The following is a 16,963-nucleotide window of genomic DNA, read 5'->3' on the forward strand; positions in this document are numbered from 1 at the left end:
ACCGCCGGATCACGATCGGGTCGAGGTCAGGGCTCGACCGGCGTCTTCCGGAGCACGACGGCCGGGCTGCCCGCCGCGACGACGTGATCGGGGAGGTCGGAGAGCACCAGACTCCCGGCACCGACGACGGTGTTGCGGCCGATGGTGACGCCGGGACCGACGATGACGCCGGCTGCGAGCCACGCGTTCTCCCCGATGTCGATGGGGAGCGCCCGCTCCCAGCCATCGCGGTGGGAGGGACTCGCGTTGAAACGGTCGAGCGCGTCCCCGCAGCATGCACGCAGCGCGGCAAGTTCCGGCCCGTCCCGGCACCACTCACCGCTCGTCATGGCGGCGACCGGGTGGCCCGTCACGAGCCACCCACACGCGTGGCGAGCTCGGACTGAGGTGACCCGCCGTTCCGATACTCCTGCGGACTGCGACCGAACTCGCGCTTGAAGGCCGCGCTGAGGGCGAAGGGGCTGCCGTAGCCGACGCGGCGCGCGATCGACGGCAGCGTGGCGTCCGACTCCGGGGAGCAGGTCGGCCGCGACCCGGGAGCCGGTGCTGGGTGAGGTAGGCGATGGGCGGCTGCCCGAGCAGGTCGGTGAAGCGACGGCCGAGAGCGGCCCGGCTGACGCCGGCGCGTTCGGCCAGCTCGACGACCGTCCGGGCGTGGTCGGGCGCCGCGTGCAGAAGACCGAGGACGGCGCCGACCACCGGGTCGGTCTGGGCGCGATACCAGCCCGGCGCCTCGTCCGCGCGGCTCGCGAACCCGGGCCCGCAGGGCGGAGATGAGCAGGACGTCGAGCAGGCGATCCAGCACGACGGCCCGGCCGGGAGCATCGATCGTGGCCTCCCCGGGCCAGCAGGTCCGGCAACGCCGACGACCAGTCCTCGCGTGACAGCACCACGACGTCCGGGAGAGCGGCGAGCAGCGGGCGGCCCGTCTCGCCCGCGTGCTCGTAGGTGCCGGTGAGCAGGACCGTGTCGCCCCTGACGCCGGGTCCCCGGGTGCGCACACCACGTCCCCACACCTCGGCGAGCGGGCTGCCGTCGGCCGAGCTTGTGCACTGACCGCCGGGACCGATCGCCACGTTGGGCGGGGTCTCCGGGTCGTCACAGGCGGTGTATTGGCCGGGACCGCGCACGATCGCGAGATCTCCGGTCCGCAGGTGGTGCAGCTCCCCCACGTCCGTGACCAGCCGGGCGTCACCGCGCGTCACGCAGACCACGGCGAGCGCCGCCTCGTCCTCGATGCGCAGGCTCCACGGCGGGTCGAGCAGCGACCGCAGCAGGAACGCTCCTCGCGCCCGAGGCCCTTCGAGCAGCACCTCCAGCATGTCCACGACCTCAGGCTAGTAGGACACCGCGACGGCCCGACCCGCGTCGGCGCCGTCGACCGCGTGGGCCAGCAGGGCGTGTGCGACGTCCGCCCGGGAGATCTTCAAGGTGGTGCTGCGGTCGTCCGGGCCGAACCCGCTGCGATAGGCGCCGGTCGCCGGTCCGTCGGTGAAAGCGGACGGCCGGAGAAGCGTCCAGTCGAGCGTGCTCGCGCGGACGACCTCCTCCTGCCGCTGGTGGTCGGCATAGGCCTTGCGCAGGAGCAGCCCGAACATCAGCCGCTTCCAGACGAAGTTGAGATTGCCCCGGCTGTCGCCGGCCCCGAGCGTGGACTGGCACACCAGTCGCCGTACGCCCGTCGCGTCCATCGCCTCGACGACGGCGCGCGCTGCCTGCTTCGCGTACGGCGCCGCGTCGGCCGTCACCGAGAGCGACGATGACCGCATCGCGACCCTCGACGGCCGCCTTCACGGCCACCGGGTCGAGCACGTCGCCCCCCGAGCACCTCGGAGGCCGTCGGCCGGCTCGATGGTCTCGGGGTTGCGGGTGAAGGCGGTGACGCGATGGCCCTCGGCAAGGGCCCGGCTGACGACGTGGCGACCGACGGAGCCGGTGGCGCCGAAGACGGTGAGGTGGAGGGACATGAGAAGGACCTTTCGGTGATCAGTGGACTCGCAGCAGGGCTGCCGGGAGGGTGAGGGAGCCGGTCGAGGTGACGGTGCGGACGACGTTCCACCGCACCCAGCGCTCCTCGAACCGGGAACGGGCCGCGGCGAGGTCCCCGGAGTCGAGGACGACGTCGCCGATCTCCGCGTTGAGCGGCAGGTGCACGACACCCGTGATCAACACGGTGGCGACGGCCAGCGCAAGGGCGAAGGTCAGCAGCACGCCGGCAGTCCGCTGACCGTCGACGAAGGCCAACAACGTCGCGACCCCCACCAGCACCGGGGTCAGGGTGAACGGCACCATGAACCGGGGGTTGCTGACGGCCTTGTCGAGGGCCACGAAGCCAACGACGAACGCGGCGTCATCGGAGCTCGCGAGGGCCGGCATCACCGTGTGGGCGAAGGCCGCGAGGAATCCGGCAGTGAGGCCGGCGGTCACGGTCGCGACCCGGGATGGTCGGGTTGAGGAGTGCCGAGGTCATGCTCCGAGCATGGCCACGGAGCGAGCGTCACGGAATGCTTCGGGCGCTCAGACCCATGCGCGAGACGCTCAGGCCGAGGTTACAGCGACGCTGAATCGCTGCTAATCACGCGTCCCGCGGACCGGCCGAGCAGGCGACGAGCGGTCGCCGTGTCACCGTCGGCGAGCAGGCCGCGGACCTCGGTCGAGGAGCACACCCGCCCGCCGTGCCGCACCAGTGGCATCGCGTCGACGGCGAAGCCGAAGAACTCGCCGGACGCGGCCGGGAAGTCCGGGTCACCGGCGCCACAACGGCCGAAGCGGAAGTTCTCCCCGACCACGACGTGACGCGCGTGCAGTCGCTCGACGAGCCCCGCGCGGATGAACTCCTCCGCGGAGGTCGCGGCCGTCTCGCGGTCGAAGGGCAGGACGAGGACGTGGTCGATGCCGAGGTCGAGGGCGGCATCGACACGCTCGTCGACGCTCAGCAGCTGGCGTGGTGCCCGCTCGGGGACAGGTGACCAGCAACGGGTGCGGGTCGAAGGTCAGCAGCACGGACGGCAGCCGAAGCCCGGCGGCCCGCGTGCGGGCCCGTTGGACGAGCGCCCGGTGCCCACGGTGGAAGCCGTCGAAGACGCCCATCGTGACGACCGAGCCGGCTGCGAGCTGGTCGGGGTCGGGCCATGCGGTCAGGTGCCGCGCGAGAGGGGCGGTCAGGGTCAGAACGGTCATCGGTCTCACGTTCGGGTGCATGCCCGGTGGTGCTGGGTGACCCCGGCGGCCGGAGGGACTCTCCGACCACCGGGGTGGATCAGGTGGTCAGGCTTCGGGCTCGAGCTCGAAGTCGTAGGTGCTGCGGCGGGTGCCGGTGCCGTCGTCCTGCGGGTCGATGACCAGCTCGGGTTTGGTGGCCTCCGCGACGTCGGAGTCGAGGTAGTCACCACCGGCGAAGTAGAGCTGCGTCGTGATCGGCCGGTGCCCCTCGGCACGCACCCGGATGTGCAGGTGCGCGGGCCGCCACGGGTGCCAGCCGGCCGCTTCCGATCAGCTGACCGGTCGGCCCGTCGTGCGGGATCTGGTACGGCGCAGGCTGGATCGTGTTGATCTCGAACCTGCCCTCGGCGTCGGTGACCACCACGCCGCGCAGGTTGCCGTCCGGCACGTGCGGCGCGAAGCCGGAGTAGTAGCCGTCGGAGTCGGCGTGCCAGACGTCGACCTCGGAGCCCGCGAGCGGCGTCCCGTCGGTGTCACGCACCCGGCCCTCGAGCACCAGCGGGGTGCCCTGCTCGTCGTCGCGCCGGGGAAGCTGGCAGGTCGAGCTGAGCTTGACCCGGCCGGGCAGGAAGTAGGGGCCGAGGATCGAGCCCTTGGTCCCCGTCTGGGACTTCGCGACCTGCTCCTCGACGGCGTGCTCGACGAACACGTCCATGAAGAGCGGCCACTCGCCGCCTTCGCCGACGGACATCAGCCACGCCTTGGCGGCCCGGAACTCGGGATAGGTGACGTCGTGCTCGGCAATGGCGCCGTGCACCCCCTTGAGGACCGACGTCACGATCGCGGCGACCCGCTCGGGCGGGGTGTCGGCGACGTCCTGCGTGCTGGCCGCGGCCTTGAAGCTCTCGCTGGCGTTGGCGCCGGAGCCGGCGGCGGTGGGTGATGGCTGGGTGGCAGTCATGGGTGGTGCCTCACTTCCGGTTGAGGATGACGCTGACGTCGGTCGGGTTGATCAGGTCAGGGACGGTCCAGCCGTCGAGGTCGTACTCGCCGAGGAAGGACTCGGCGAAGCCGGTCATCTTCTCGACCTCGCCCTGCGCTTCGGAGGCGAAGAGGATCTCGGCCTTCACGTTCTCGTGGTTGCCCGAGTAGTTGCGCTCGTAGAGCTCGTGGCGGCCACCGAACTCGGTGCCCACGGCGTCCCACAGGGCCTTCATCAGCTTGACGCGATCGACCGCGTCGATGCCGTTGGAGCCGCGGACGTACTTGTCGAGGTAGGGGCGGATCTCCGGGGTCTTGAAGTCCACGGCGTTGGAGTTGAGGTAGATCAGGCCGGACGCCACGTCCTGCATGATGATCTCCTTGACCCGGGGGTACATCTCGATCATCAGCTGGCGGTAGACCATCCCGTAGTCGAGCTTGGGCAGCACCATGCCGCCGGGTCCCCTGGTCAGGGTTGGCTGCCATCGCGTCGGCCGGGGGCGCGGAAGGTGTTGCGGTAGCCGATGACCTCGCCGACACGGGTCTGGACACCGCGGAAGTCCTTGGTGCCGGTCGCCTCGAGCGCCTTGAGCAGCAGGCCGGCGATGAACTCCAGCTTGGTGGCCGGGCGGATGCAGCCGTGGAACGTGAAGCGGTGGAAGAACCCTGTCTGCATGGCGAAGCCGTTGATCTTCTCGGTGTCGCCGTAGACGAAGATGTTCTCCCGGGGCACGAGCACCTTGTCGAAGACGAAGATGGTGTCGTTCTCGTCCATCCGGCTCGAGAGCGGGTAGTCGAACGGGCTGCCGATGGTGTCGGCCTGCATGCCGTAGGACGGGCGACAGATCAGCTTCACGCCGGGAGCGTCCATCGGGACCGTGCACACCGAGGGCGTACTCCTTCTTCTTGATCGGGAGCCCGTAGTGCGCGATGAAGTTGTAGTTGGTGATCGCCGAACCGGTCGCCACGACCTTGGCGCCGGAGACGATCACGCCGGCGTCCGTCTCCTTCTCGACCTTCATGAAGACGTCGCCCACCTCGTCCGGCGGCAGGTTTCGGTCGACCGGCGGGTTGATGATCGCGTGGTTCCAGTAGAGGACCTTCTCCCCGGCTCTCCTTGTACCAGCGCTTCGCGTTCTCCTCGTACGGCGCATAGAACTCCGGGTAGCCGCCGAGCGTGCCGAGGAAGCTGCCCTTGTAGTCGGGGCTGCGGCCCATCCAGCCCCACGTCTGGCGCGACCAGTGCTCGATCGCCTTGCGGTCGGCCTGCAGGTCCTCGGTGGTCTTCGGGGTCTTGAAGAACGGGTGCGTCCAGCCGCCGCTGCCGGTGTCGGTCGGCACCCACAGGTCCTTCTTCAGCTGCTCGTCGTGGAGCGAGTTGTAGAGCCGGGCGGTCATCCGGATCGGGTTGCGGAAGGCCGGGTGCTCGGTGACGTCCTTGACCCGCTCACCGTAGATCCAGATCTCGCGGTCGTCCTTCAGGCTGTCGATGTACTCGTCGCCGGTCATCGGCGCCGAGGTGGGGGTCGCGGTGGCCGGCTCGGGAGCCTTCAGCTCCACCTCTGTGTGGTCGTCGATCTGGGTCATGTCGTTCTCTCTCCCGGTTGGGTGGGAAACGGGTCTGTGGGTGGACCGCTCAGCGGTGGGCGGCCTCGGGAAGCGGGCGGAAGCTCTCGGCGTCGAACCAGCCACTGGTAGGGCAGTCGAGCGACCCTCCCCAGTGGAGGCCGGGCGCCCGAGTCGTGCCGCGGGCTGAGGTAGCGGAACTGCCCTCCGTGGAAGAGCAGCGGCGCGCGGTCGGTCAGGTCGACCGCCTCGACCTCGCCGATGATGATGAGGTGGTCGCCGCCGTCGTAGGTGCGCCACGGGCGGCACGAGATCGTCGTCGCCGCACCGTCGAGCAGTGGGGCCGTCGGCCCAGCGACCCACTCGGGCGGCTGGTCAGCCGGGCGGCCCGCGAAGTGCCGGGCGACGTCGAGGCTGGTCAGCCGCGAGCACGTTGATCGCGAAGGGTTGTCCGGCGAGGTACTCGCAGGCCTTGGCGTTGCGACTCAGGGTCACCTGCGCCGGGGCCGGCTCGAGCGAGACGGCGGTGAACGCGTTGACGGTCGCGCCGTGCGGCTCACCGTCGGCGTTGGTGCAGGTCACCACCGTGACGCCCGTGGCGAACTGTCCGAACGCGTTCCGCAGGTGCCTCGGCTCCATTGGTCCCACCTCCATGGTGTACGCTCTGCGTGCAACTTGTACGAACTGCGTACAGAAGACTGTGGTGGCCGTCACAACGGAAGTCAACGGGTGAGATCACCCGTATTGGTACGCATTCGCTATCGACTCATTCACGATCGACGTAGGGGGCGACATGAGCGAGGTGTCGGAACGGGACATCATCACCAGCATCGAACGCGGCTTCGCCGTGCTCCTTGCCTTCGATGCCGACCTTCCCGAGCCGACCGCCGCGCAGCTGGCCGCATCCACCGGGCTCTCCCGGCCCGCGATCAGGCGCATCCTGCTGACCCTGCAGAAGCTGGGCTACGTCGCCCCGGTGGGATCACGCTGGACCCTGACGCCGCGCGTCCTCACGATCGGCCAGCACTACGCCGCCACCCACGGCGTCGTGGAGGTCGCGCAACCGCACTCGGTGCGCGTCGCCGAGCGCACGGGTGAGTCGGCTTCCTTGGCGCAGCTCGACGGCATCGACGTCGTCTACGTCGCCCGCGTCCACCTCCGCCGTGTGCTCAGCCTCAACGTCGACGTCGGCACCGGGCTCCCGGTGCACGCCACCTCGATGGGTCGCGTGCTCGCGGCCCACGCCGAGGCGTCGATCGTGGAACGCATCCTCGAGGAGGGGCTCCCCCGCCTCACCGAGCGGACGATCACCGACCCGATCGAGTTCCGTGACCGCCTCCACGACGTGCGCCGCGACGGCTTCGCGATCGTGGACAGCGAGCTGGAGGTGGGCTTCCTGTCCGCCGCCGTCCCTGTCCGCGACGTCTCCGGCGCCGTTGTCGCCGCACTGGCCTACTCCACCGCGCGGGGCCTGCACACCGTCGAGGACGTCGAGAAGGACGTGGTGCCCGTCCTGCTGGAGATCGCGGCCGACATCGGTCGCGACCCGGCCGAGCTTCCCGACCACGCCCGGCGGGTGCGACTCAGTGGCCGCACCAGCTTCTCCTGACCGGCTCGCTCAGGCACGGCGCCTTCTGGACCTCCCTCGCGGTGGCCCGCTGCAACGACCAACGCCGGGCAGCGGCCGACTTCCCCGGTCTCGCACCTGAGCCCGTCCAAGGTGGCCGCCCCGGTCTGAGTCGCCCTCGACAGGCCTTGGGGCTGGGATCCGGGATCGGATCTCAGCCCCGGGCCGTCTCCAGAAGGTCGAGCAGCGGGCCTCTCTCGACCGGCCGTGGATTGGGGTACGGCGACGCGACCACCCGGTCCTGCAACGGCAGCGAGCCCGTGGCGGGGCACGCCGAGCTCACGAAGAGTGGTCGGACCGTCGTAGGCGGTGCGCCGGGTCCTCGACCACCGCGACCGGGTCATCGCCGACGAGGCGCGACAATCAGTCGGTCACGCCCGGTGCGTGCGGGAGGTTGAACCGCATCACGTGCGCGAGCAGCAGGGCGTGCAGGTCTGCGTGCGGGAGGTCAGAACGTCCCACCCGGGGCGTGGGCCAGCTGGTGGTGGAGGCCCATCTGTGTCTGGGCGAGACAGAGCCCGGCGAGCCGGGCACCGGTCTGCAGCCGCCCTCGTGCCGAGACGTCGCCGAGATCGACAAGCACCTCGGGCAGGGCGCCCGGGATTCGCGCGACCGACTCGCTCGCCAGCGCGTCGCTCATCGCGGTCGCGTCCAGCGCCCACAAGGCCTCGACGGCGTGCGCCACCGCATTCAGCGAGCTGGTGAGCGTGAGCCCGAACGGCAACGACAACGTGAGCTCGGGGTCGTAGACGACGGTCCCCGGCACGAGTGCGGCGTCGCGGCGGGTCTGTTTCACCCCGTCCCGGGTCTCGCCCAGCACCGGCGTCACCTCGGAGCCGGCATACGTCGTCGGTACGGCGACCCGGGGAATGCCAGTCCGGGCCGAGACCGCCTTCGAGAGCCCGATGGCCGACCCGCCGCCGATGGCGACGACCACGTCGACCGCGTCCTCGCCGATCTCGGCCATGAGCTCGTCGGTCACCGCGACGGGTGTGTGCGCCACGGGCCGGTCGAAGCGCAGTGCAACCCGATCACCGAGCGCCGCGACCACGGTGTCGGCGCCAGCGCTCGCCGAGGGGGTCGCGACTACCAGCACGCGGGCTCCGCCGACCCGCTCGACCTCGTCTCCGACGCAGGCCAGCGCGCCCGGGCCGATCACCACCCTGCTCGCGGCACTCTCGTGGATCGTCACCATGGCGCGACTCTCTCACCCGCACTGGTCACGTCGTGACCTGTGCATGGAGGACGCGCAGCGCGCGGGCCAGCAGGGCGGACTCGTCATCCGCCCGAGTCGCGGCGACCAGCTCCATCCGCGCGCGGCTGACCAGCGGCCGGTAGACCGCGCCGGCCACGACGAGCTCGGACACGGGTTCGGGCACGATCGCCACTCCGAGCGCGGCCGCCACGAAGGTGACCGGGGTGGAGGTCTCGGCGACCTCGTGGCGGATCGACGGTTCGAACCCCGCGTCGCGGCACAGCGCCGACACGGCGTCGTACATCGCGGAGCGCCCGTGCCCGGAGTGGACGATCAGGTCCTCGTCGCGGAGGTCTGCCACGCGCACCTTGCTACGGCCGGCCGGGCGGTGTCCCTCTGGCAGCGCGACGACGTACCTCTCCTCCCGCAGCGGACTCACCGTCACGCGGGCGTCCTCGGACAGCTCCCGGAAGGGACGCAGCAGCGCCAGGTCGATCGACCCGTCGCGCAGTGCATCGAGCTGGTCGGGGCTGAGCATCTCGCCACGGAACGCGAAGTCCACTCCGGGCATCCGCTCGCGCAGTGCGCGGGCGAGGGCAGGCAGGAGGGAGTAGGTCGCCGATCCCACGCAGCCGATCACCAGCCGTCCCTCCAGTCCGCTGCCGATCCGCACCGCCTCGTCACCGGCGGCATCGACCGCCTGCAAGATTGCCCGGACGCGCACGAGGTAGGCCTCCCCCGCAGGCGTCAGGTCGACGCGGCGGGTGGTCCGCTGCAGCAGCGTCACGCCGAGCTCGTCCTCGAGCTGCTTGATCTGCTGGGACAACGGCGGCTGTGCCATGTGCAGCTTGTGGGCGGCACGGCCGAAGTGCTTCTCCTCGGCGACGGCCCGGAAGTAGCGGAGGTGACGGAGCTCCATCGATCCAGACTCTCACGATATTGATCCCGGCGAAATAGATACTTCCACATATCGGCCACGCGGCTTAGCGTCATCGCATGCCCGACATCGTCATCTGTGAACCGATCCGCACGCCCGTAGGTCGCTACGGCGGCGCCTTCGCGTCGCTGTCCGCGGTCGACCTCGCGTCGCACACGCTGCGCGAGCTGGTCAGCCGCACCGGCTCAGGGCGAGGGCGACGTCGACGACGTCATCCCGGGCAACTGCAACCCCAGCGGCGAGAACCCCGCGATCGGCAGGATCGCCGCCCTCGACGCCGGCCTCGGCACGGGCGTCCCCGGACTCCAGCTCGACCGCCGCTGCGGCTCCGGTCTCCAGGGCCGTCCTGTACGCCGCCGCGCAGATCGCCAGCGGCGCCGGCAGCGTCATCGTGGCCGGTGGGGTCGAGTCGATGTCCAACGTCGAGCACTACGCGCTCGGCCTGCGCACCGGGATCCGCAGCGGTGGGGTCGAGCTGATGGACCGCTGGGTCCGGGCCCGCGAGACGGCTGGTGGCAAGGACCATCCCGTCCCCGGCGGCATGCTGGAGACGGCCGAGAACCTGCGGCGCGAATACGCCATCTCGCGCGAGGAGCAGGACGAGTTCTCCGTGCGCTCCCAGCAGCGGGCCGGCGCCGCCCACGAGGCCGGCAAGTTCGCCGATGAGCTGGTGCCGGTCACCGTGCCCGGCGCCCGCGGCAAGCCCGACGTCGTGGTCGACCGTGACGAGCACCCCCGCCCGGACACCACCCCGGAACAGCTGGCCGCCCTGCGTCCGGTGCGCCAGAAGATCGACGCCGAGTCGACCGTGACCGCCGGCAACGCGAGCGGCCAGAACGACGGCGCCGCCATGTGCGTGGTCACCACTCGCGAGGAGGCCGACCGCCGTGGCCTGCGCCCCCTGCTCGCGCTCAAGTCGTGGGCCGTGGCCGGCGTCGGCCCCGAGGTGATGGGCATCGGCCCGGTCCCCGCGACCTCCGCAGCCCCGGAGCGCGCCGGCCTGACCCTCGACGAGATCGACGTGATCGAGCTCAACGAGGCCTTCGCCGCCCGGTGCTCGCCTGCCTGCGCGAGTGGAAGGTCGACGCCACCGACCAACGCCTCAACCCCAACGGCTCCGGCATCTCGCTCGGCCACCCCGTCGGCGCGACCGGCGCCCGCATCCCGGCCACGCTGGCCCACGAGATGCAGCGCCGCGAAGCGCGCTACGGCCTCGAGACGATGTGCATCGGCGGCGGCCGGGGCCCGGCTGCGATCTTCGAGCGGGTCTCGGCATGAGCGCCGTCGCCCTCCACCACGTCGTCACCGGTCCGTCTGACGCACCCGTCGTCGTGCTGTCCAACTCCCTCGGCTCGACCATGAGCATGTGGGACGCGCAGGCCGACGAGCTCGCCGAGCACTTCCGGGTCGTCCGCTACGACACCCGCGGCCACGGCGGCTCGCCCGTCCCGACCGGCCCCTACGACATCGATGACCTCGCCGACGACGTGGTCGCGCTGCTCGACACACTCAAGGTCGAGAAGGTGCACTTCGTCGGCCTCTCGCTCGGCGGCATGACCGGCATGCGCCTCGCCGCCCGCAACCCCGAGCGCGTGGACCGGCTGGTCGTGCTGTGCACCGGAGCTCACCTGACTCCGTCCAGCGCCCGGCACGACCGCGCCGCCACCGTCCGCGCCGACGGGTCCGAGTCCGTCGCCGAGGCCGTGGTCGCCCGCTGGTTCACGCCTGCCTTCCTCGACGCCAACCCCGAGGTGAAGGCGAGCTGCGAGGCAGTCGTCGCCGGCACCCCGGCCGAGGGCTACGCCTCCTGCTGCGAGGTGATCGCGGCGATGGACCTGCGTGCCGACCTGCCGACCATCTCCGCGCCGACCCTCGCGATCGCCGGTGCCGATGACCCCGCCACCCCCGCCGCCGCACCTCGCTGCGATCGCCGACGGCGTGCAGGACGGCCGGCTCCTCGTCGTACCGGATGCTGCCCATCTCGCCAACGCACAGCAGCCCACGGCCATCACCCCCGCGATCGTCGCCCACCTGACCGGAGCATCCGCATGAGCATCGACAAGGTCGTCCCCACTGCTGCCGACGCCGTGGCCGACATCAGGGCGGGGTCGAGCCCGGCCGTCGGCGGCTTCGGTCTCGTCGGCATCCCGTGGTTCCTGATCGGGGCACTGCTCGACCGGGGGGCCGACGACCTGACCGTCGTGTCCAACAACTGTGGGGTCGACGGCGCCGGCCTCGGTCTGCTCCTCGAGCAGCACCCGGATCAGCCGCGTCATCGCGTCGTATGTCGGGGAGAACAAGGAGTTCGCCCGGCAGTACCTCTCCGGCGAGCTGACCGTGGAGCTGACGCCCCGGGGCACGCTTGCCGAGCGGATGCGCGCCGGCGGAGCCGGGATCGGCGCGTTCTTCACCCCCACCGGTGTCGGCACGATGGTCGCCGAGGGTGGACTGCCGTGGCGCTACCACCCCGACGGCACCGTCGCGCTCGCGTCGGAGCCCAAGGAGGTCCGCACCTTCCACGACACGGAGATGGTGCTCGAGGAGTCGATCGTCACCGACGTCGCGCTGGTGCGTGCGGCCAAGGTCGACCGGGCCGGCAACTGCGTCTTCTACGCCTCGGCCCGCAACTTCAACATCCCCGCCGCCATGGCCGGCCGGCTGACCATCGTCGAGGCCGAGGAGGTCGTCGAGATCGGTGAGATCGGGCCGGACGAGGTGCACCTGCCCGGTGTCTTCGTCCAGCGCATCGTCGAGCTGACGCCCGAGCAGGCCGCCGCCAAGGACATCGAGAAGCGCACCACCCGCCCCCGTGAGGAGATCTCAGCATGACCGAGCGGAGCGAGGGAATCATCCAACACAGCGCGGCATGTGCCTCATGCGCGCACGGAGCGAAGCGAGTACGTGCATGAGCTGGACACGCGACGAGATGGCCGCACGAGCGGCGCTCGAGCTGCACGACGGGGAGTACGTCAACCTCGGCATCGGCCTGCCCACGCTGATCCCGGGCTTCCTCCCCGCCGGCTCGACGGTGACGCTGCACGCCGAGAACGGCATCCCGGGCGTCGGGCCCTTCCCGTACGACGACGAGGTCGACCCCGACCTGATCAACGCCGGCAAGCAGACGGTCACCGTGCTGCCGGGAGCCTCCTACTTCGACTCCTCGCTGAGCTTCGCGATGATCCGCGGTGGCCACATCGACACCGCCGTCCCGGGTGGCATGCAGGTCTCGGTCGCCGGCGACCTCGCCAACTGGATGGTGCCCGGCTCGATGGTCAAGGGCATGGGTGGTGCCATGGACTCGGTCAGCGGTGCGCGACGCGTCATCGTGCTGATGGACCACACGACCAAGACCGGCGCACCCAAGCTGCTCGAGGCATGCGACCTGCCACTGACCGGACGTGGAGTCGTGTCCCGGATCATCACCGACACGGGCGTCCTCGACGTGGCCGGCGACGCCTTCGACCTCGTCGAGCTCGCACCGGACGTGAGCGTCGAGGAGATCTCCGAGAAGACCGGCGCGCCGGTCCGAGTGCCCGTCGGGGTCTGACGTGACCGACGACCTCGATCTCGCCGCGCGGGTCCGAAGGCTCGAGGACCTGCACGCCATCGGCCAGCTCCGGGCGCACTACTGCCGGGCCCTCGACGACGGCCGCTGGGACGACCTCGTCGATCTCTTCACCCCCGACGGCGCGTTCGTCGGGCTCTCCACCGCCCGCGGCCACGACGAGCTGCGCACGTTCTTCGCCGACCTCCGGGAGGGGCCCCTGTCCGCCCGGGTGGCACTTCTCGTCCAACGAGACCATCGACCTCGTGGGCTCACCCGCCCACGCCGCGACCGGAGCGACGTGGCTCGACCAGCCCTGTGTCGTCGACGGTCGCGCCCACATCGCCGCCGGTCGCTACACCGATCAGCTGGTCCGCAGCGACGACGGCCGGTGGCGTTTCCGGGAGCGTCGTGTGACGTTCTTCTACTGGGTGTCCGGTGACGAGGACTGGGCCCCCGGCCGCTACGGCTGGGCTCCCGCCCGGGCCGCGGCCGACCCACGCACCCCGGAACGGATCGCGGCGCATCAACACTGAACCTGTGCCGGGTGGGGAACCGGATCAGGGGTCGCGGGCGCCATGCGCCCGATTCCGTTCCCCAACGAGATGGCGAGCGCTCATTGATCGCCAGTACCTCTCAAACAGTGCGAAATAGGTCTTTGTGCTGACGCAATATTGAGACTTACCGTGAACCAATCGCCGCATGTGAGCGGAGTCACGACCCGTTGAGCCGGAGGAGGGACCATGGAGCTGAGGCACCTGCGCTACTTCGCCGCGGTGGCGGACACTCGCCACTTCGGCCGCGCTGCCGAGCGGCTGCACATGGCCCAGCCGGCCCTCTCGCAGTCGATCCGCCAGCTCGAGGCCGAGCTCGGCACCCCGCTGTTCGTCCGGACGACCCGCCGGTGCAGGCTCACGCCGGCGGGCGAGTTCCTGCAGGTCGAGGTGGCGCGCATCCTCGATGCGGTGCAGGCCAGCGTCCGCGGCGTACGCCGCATCGCCGACGGACGACAGGGGCTGGTGCGCGTCGCCTTCACCGGCAGTGCCGCCCACACCCAGCTGCCCCGGATGGCGCGCATCGTCAAGCGCGAGCTCCCGGGGATGGCGCTGGAGATCCACGCCGATCTGCTGACCCCCGCACAGGTCGCCGGGCTCACCGACGGCAGCCCGGACATCGGCGTGCTGCGCCCGCCCATGTCGGGCTCGGGCCTCGATCACCGCATCATCGCCTCCGAGCCGCTCGTGCTCGCCGTCGCTGCCGACCACCGGCTGGCCACGGAGCCGGTCATCTCGATGACCGACCTGCGCACGGAGAAGTTCGTGCTCTTCGCCGGCCCCGACTCCGCGGTCAACGAAGCCGTCCTGCGCAGCTGCCGCCGAGCCGGGTTCGTGCCCCACCACGAGCACGAGGCCGCCGGGGTCTCGGTGCTGCTCCCCCTCGTCGCCGCCGACCTCGGCGTCGCCCTCGTCCCGTCGTCCGTCCGGGCCGCACCGCTCGCGGGCGTGGTCTTCCGCGACGTCGCCGACGCCGCCACCGTCGAGCTCGCGCTCGCCCGGCGCGCCGAGGAGAACAACCCGGCCGTGCTCGCCGTGCTCGACGCACTCGCGACGGACCAGCCCTCCCCCACCAGCAACGTCGACGAGGTCACCCCGATGAAGATCACCCGGGTCGAGGCCATCCCCTTCGCCATCCCCTACTCCAAGCCGCTCAAGTTCGCGAGCGGCGAGGTCCACGTCGCCGAGCACGTGCTCGTGCGCGTCACCACCGACGACGGCGTCGTCGGGGTGGCCGAGGCACCGCCGCGTCCCTTCACCTACGGCGAGACGCAGGCCGGCATCGTCGCGGTCATCGACGGCATCTTCGCGCCGCAGGTGACCGGGCTCGACCTGATGGAGCGCGAGCAGATCCACGCCCGGCTCTCGCGCACGGTGGGCAACCCGACGGCCAAGTCCGCCCTCGACATGGCGATCTGGGACGCCATGGGGCAGTCGCTGGGCTTCAGCGTCACCGACCTGCTCGGCGGCTACACCGACCGGATGCGGGTCTCGCACATGCTCGGCTTCGACGAGCCGGCCGCGATGGTGGCGGAGGCCGAGCGGATGCGCGACACCTACGGCATCAGCACCTTCAAGGTGAAGGTCGGTCGCCACCCCTTCACCCTCGACACCGCGGTCGTGCGCGCCCTGCGCGAGCGCTTCCACGACGAGATCGAGCTGTACGTCGACGGCAACCGCGGCTGGTCCGCGTCCGAGTCCGCCCGGGCGATGAAGGAGATGGCCGACCTCGGACTCACGCTGGCCGAGGAGCTGTGCCCGGCCGACGACGTCGTCGGTCGACGCTGGCTGGTCGAGCAGCTCGACGTCCCCTTCGTCGCCGACGAGTCGGTCGTGACGCCGGCCGAGGTGACCCGCGAGATCCCGGGACGCTCGGCCACCGCGGTCAGCATCAAGACGGCCCGCACCGGCTTCACCACCAGCCGCCGGGTGCATCACACGGCCGAGGGCCCGGGCATCGAGGTCGTGATGGGCAACCAGATCGACGGCCAGCTCGGCTCCCTGTGCTCGGTCGCCTTCGGCTCGGCGTTCGAGCTGACCTCGCGCCGTGCCGGCGAGCTCTCCAACTTCCTCGACATGACCGACGACCTCCTCGCCGAGCCGCTCGAGATCCACGGCGGCGAGCTCGCCGTCCGCCCCGGTCCCGGCCTCGGGCGCCGTCATCGATCCCGACAAGCTCGCGCGCTACCGCCGGGGACTGAACCGCACACCAACACCCCCTCCCGAGCAAGGAGCACCACCATGAGCACCACCGTCAACGAGTCCGCCACCGCGGCCGCTTCGGGCGCCAGCGCCACCGAGCGCTTCCACGCCGACAAGTCGCCGTACGCCGCAGTCAAGGACGTGCCCGCCGAGCGGGTCGACGCGATGGCCCGCGAGGTCCTCGACGCGATGTACGCGACCGTCCGCAAGCACAAGGTCACCTACGACGAGTTCAACGCCCTCAAGGCCTGGATGATCAACGTCGGCGAGGACGGCGAGTGGCCGCTCTTCCTCGACGTGTGGCTCGAGCACGTCGTCGAGGAGGTCAACACCGAGCACCGCGAGGGCAACAAGGGCTCGATCGAGGGCCCCTACTACGTGCCCGGTGCCCCCGAGCAGGGCGCCAACGGCGCCGTCCCGATGCGCGACGGCGAGGGCGGCACCCCGCTGACTCGGGACCGGTCAGGTCACCTCCACCGACGGCACCGCGCTGGCCGGCGCCAAGGTCGAGCTCTGGCACGCCGACGCCGACGGCTTCTACTCACAGTTCGCCCCGGGCATCCCGGAGTGGAACCTGCGCGGCAGCTTCACCACCGGCAACGACGGCTCCTTCGCGATCCACACGGTGCAGCCCGCGCCCTACCAGATCCCCACCGACGGCTCCTGCGGCAAGCTGATCAAGGCGGCCGGCTGGCACGCCCGGCGCCCGGCACACCTGCACGTCAAGGTGTCCGCGCCCGGCCACGAGCTGCTCACCGCACAGCTCTACTTCCCCGGTGACGAGCACAACGACGACGACATCGCCTCGGCGGTCAAGCCCGAGCTCATCCTCGACCCGCAGCAGGCAGCCGACGGCACCGCGACCGTCGCCTACAGCTTCGTCCTCGACCCCGAGAAGGGCTGACCCGATGCTCTTCCACGCACGCATGGACGTCCGGATCCCGCTCGACATGGACCCCGAGGTCAAGGCCGACCTCGTCGCCCGCGAGAAGGCCTACGCCGAGGAGGTGCAGCGATCGGGCCGGTGGCCGCACCTGTGGCGGATCGTCGGCGAATACGCCAACGTGTCGATCTTCGACGTCGAGTCCAACGATGCGCTCCATGAGCTGCTCTCGGGGTTGCCGCTGTTCCCCTACATGGACATCACGGTCACCCCGCTGGCGAAGCACCCCAGCGACATCAACGCCTGACATAC

16 protein-coding genes and 10 pseudogenes are annotated in these 16,963 nt (G+C 70.8%); 10 read left to right on the forward strand and 16 right to left on the reverse strand.

The genetic code is table 11. From position 1 onward, the window contains the following. Nucleotides 1-26: 26 nt before the first annotated feature. The 13 genes and pseudogenes from LP418_RS32570 to LP418_RS05605 form a co-directional block, all read right to left on the reverse strand. On the reverse strand, nucleotides 27-329 hold the full coding sequence (locus tag LP418_RS32570) for a hypothetical protein (protein ID WP_442940230.1): 303 nt from the start codon (nucleotides 327-329) through the stop codon (nucleotides 27-29). A 20-nt stretch (nucleotides 330-349) separates the two neighbouring features. Next, nucleotides 350-1,006, reverse strand: a complete 657-nt coding sequence (locus tag LP418_RS32575; RefSeq protein WP_442940231.1) for a helix-turn-helix domain-containing protein — start codon at nucleotides 1,004-1,006, stop codon at nucleotides 350-352. Next, nucleotides 900-1,322, reverse strand: a pseudogene (locus LP418_RS32580) (cupin domain-containing protein); the annotation flags it as partial. The gene LP418_RS32575 and the pseudogene LP418_RS32580, both read right to left, overlap by 107 nt. Before the next feature lie 15 nt (nucleotides 1,323-1,337). Continuing rightward, nucleotides 1,338-1,967, reverse strand: a pseudogene (locus tag LP418_RS05560) (NAD(P)-dependent oxidoreductase). Nucleotides 1,968-1,986: 19 nt separating this feature from the next. Continuing rightward, complete coding sequence (locus LP418_RS05565) at nucleotides 1,987-2,427, reverse strand: anthrone oxygenase family protein (protein ID WP_257955551.1); 441 nt, start codon at nucleotides 2,425-2,427, stop codon at nucleotides 1,987-1,989. Nucleotides 2,428-2,549: 122 nt separating this feature from the next. Continuing rightward, a complete protein-coding gene (locus LP418_RS32585; protein ID WP_442940232.1) occupies nucleotides 2,550-2,939 on the reverse strand; it encodes a hypothetical protein in 390 nt (129 codons plus the stop codon). A gap of 31 nt (nucleotides 2,940-2,970) precedes the next feature. Further along, a pseudogene (locus LP418_RS32590) lies at nucleotides 2,971-3,201 on the reverse strand (hypothetical protein); the annotation flags it as partial. Between the two features lie 66 nt (nucleotides 3,202-3,267). Further along, a pseudogene (locus LP418_RS05580) lies at nucleotides 3,268-4,123 on the reverse strand (dioxygenase family protein). 10 nt (nucleotides 4,124-4,133) lie between these two features. Then, the gene (locus tag LP418_RS05585; protein ID WP_257956912.1) at nucleotides 4,134-4,616 is read right to left on the reverse strand and encodes a 4-hydroxyphenylacetate 3-hydroxylase C-terminal domain-containing protein; all 483 of its coding nucleotides are present in this window, start codon (nucleotides 4,614-4,616) and stop codon (nucleotides 4,134-4,136) included. Further along, nucleotides 4,613-4,999 (reverse strand): 4-hydroxyphenylacetate 3-hydroxylase C-terminal domain-containing protein, encoded by a 387-nt coding sequence (locus LP418_RS05590; protein ID WP_257956913.1) that lies wholly within the window; start codon nucleotides 4,997-4,999, stop codon nucleotides 4,613-4,615. The genes LP418_RS05585 and LP418_RS05590 overlap by 4 nt, the downstream gene beginning before the upstream one ends. An 88-nt stretch (nucleotides 5,000-5,087) precedes the next feature. Continuing rightward, nucleotides 5,088-5,730 (reverse strand): annotated as a pseudogene (locus LP418_RS05595) (4-hydroxyphenylacetate 3-hydroxylase N-terminal domain-containing protein); the annotation flags it as partial. After that, entirely contained in the window at nucleotides 5,727-6,131 is a 405-nt protein-coding gene (locus tag LP418_RS05600; RefSeq protein ID WP_257956914.1) for a flavin reductase family protein, read from the reverse strand. The pseudogene LP418_RS05595 and the gene LP418_RS05600, both read right to left, overlap by 4 nt. Then, nucleotides 6,085-6,348 carry a flavin reductase family protein gene (locus tag LP418_RS05605; RefSeq protein ID WP_257955556.1) on the reverse strand — a complete coding sequence of 88 codons (264 nt, stop codon included), beginning with the start codon at nucleotides 6,346-6,348 and terminating at the stop codon, nucleotides 6,085-6,087. The genes LP418_RS05600 and LP418_RS05605 overlap by 47 nt, the downstream gene beginning before the upstream one ends. A gap of 154 nt (nucleotides 6,349-6,502) precedes the next feature. Here LP418_RS05605 and LP418_RS05610 point away from each other — a divergent pair, with 154 nt between their 5' ends. After that, complete coding sequence (locus tag LP418_RS05610; protein ID WP_257955557.1) at nucleotides 6,503-7,318, forward strand: IclR family transcriptional regulator domain-containing protein; 816 nt, start codon at nucleotides 6,503-6,505, stop codon at nucleotides 7,316-7,318. A 466-nt stretch (nucleotides 7,319-7,784) separates the two neighbouring features. Here the strand turns inward: LP418_RS05610 and LP418_RS05615 are convergent, their stop codons facing one another. The 3 genes from LP418_RS05615 to LP418_RS05625 form a co-directional block, all read right to left on the reverse strand. Then, nucleotides 7,785-8,531: an iron-containing alcohol dehydrogenase gene (locus LP418_RS05615; protein WP_257955558.1), complete on the reverse strand. Its 747-nt coding sequence runs from the start codon at nucleotides 8,529-8,531 to the stop codon at nucleotides 7,785-7,787. Between the two features lie 25 nt (nucleotides 8,532-8,556). Further along, on the reverse strand, nucleotides 8,557-9,450 hold the full coding sequence (locus LP418_RS05620) for a LysR family transcriptional regulator (protein WP_257955559.1): 894 nt from the start codon (nucleotides 9,448-9,450) through the stop codon (nucleotides 8,557-8,559). Between the two features lie 189 nt (nucleotides 9,451-9,639). Next, nucleotides 9,640-9,858, reverse strand: coding sequence for a hypothetical protein (locus LP418_RS05625; protein ID WP_257955560.1), 219 nt, complete (start codon nucleotides 9,856-9,858; stop codon nucleotides 9,640-9,642). Nucleotide 9,859: 1 nt separating this feature from the next. On the opposite strand from LP418_RS05625, the pseudogene LP418_RS05630 reads away from it, so the two are divergent. The 9 genes and pseudogenes from LP418_RS05630 to catC all read left to right on the forward strand — a co-directional run bounded on the left by LP418_RS05630 (nucleotide 9,860) and on the right by catC (nucleotide 16,958). Next, nucleotides 9,860-10,746 (forward strand): annotated as a pseudogene (locus tag LP418_RS05630) (acetyl-CoA C-acyltransferase). Beyond that, nucleotides 10,743-11,657 (forward strand): annotated as a pseudogene (gene pcaD / locus LP418_RS05635) (3-oxoadipate enol-lactonase); the annotation flags it as partial. The pseudogenes LP418_RS05630 and pcaD, both read left to right, overlap by 4 nt. Before the next feature lie 25 nt (nucleotides 11,658-11,682). Beyond that, a complete protein-coding gene (locus tag LP418_RS05640) occupies nucleotides 11,683-12,297 on the forward strand; it encodes a CoA transferase subunit A (RefSeq protein ID WP_257956915.1) in 615 nt (204 codons plus the stop codon). Between the two features lie 76 nt (nucleotides 12,298-12,373). Then, a complete protein-coding gene (locus LP418_RS05645) occupies nucleotides 12,374-13,015 on the forward strand; it encodes a 3-oxoacid CoA-transferase subunit B (RefSeq protein ID WP_257955561.1) in 642 nt (213 codons plus the stop codon). A gap of 1 nt (nucleotide 13,016) precedes the next feature. Beyond that, a pseudogene (locus tag LP418_RS32595) lies at nucleotides 13,017-13,232 on the forward strand (nuclear transport factor 2 family protein); the annotation flags it as partial. Between the two features lie 46 nt (nucleotides 13,233-13,278). Further along, a pseudogene (locus LP418_RS32600) lies at nucleotides 13,279-13,365 on the forward strand (hypothetical protein); the annotation flags it as partial. 390 nt (nucleotides 13,366-13,755) lie between these two features. Continuing rightward, nucleotides 13,756-16,059 (forward strand): annotated as a pseudogene (locus LP418_RS05655) (enolase C-terminal domain-like protein); the annotation flags it as partial. A 199-nt stretch (nucleotides 16,060-16,258) separates the two neighbouring features. Continuing rightward, nucleotides 16,259-16,672 (forward strand): dioxygenase family protein, encoded by a 414-nt coding sequence (locus LP418_RS05660; protein ID WP_257956916.1) that lies wholly within the window; start codon nucleotides 16,259-16,261, stop codon nucleotides 16,670-16,672. A 4-nt stretch (nucleotides 16,673-16,676) separates the two neighbouring features. Then, a complete protein-coding gene (gene catC, locus LP418_RS05665; RefSeq protein WP_257955563.1) occupies nucleotides 16,677-16,958 on the forward strand; it encodes a muconolactone Delta-isomerase in 282 nt (93 codons plus the stop codon). Nucleotides 16,959-16,963: the final 5 nt, after the last annotated feature.

It is taken from the genome of Nocardioides sp. B-3 (genome assembly GCF_024703895.1).
In the GTDB taxonomy this organism is placed as follows: Bacteria; Actinomycetota; Actinomycetes; order Propionibacteriales; family Nocardioidaceae; genus Nocardioides.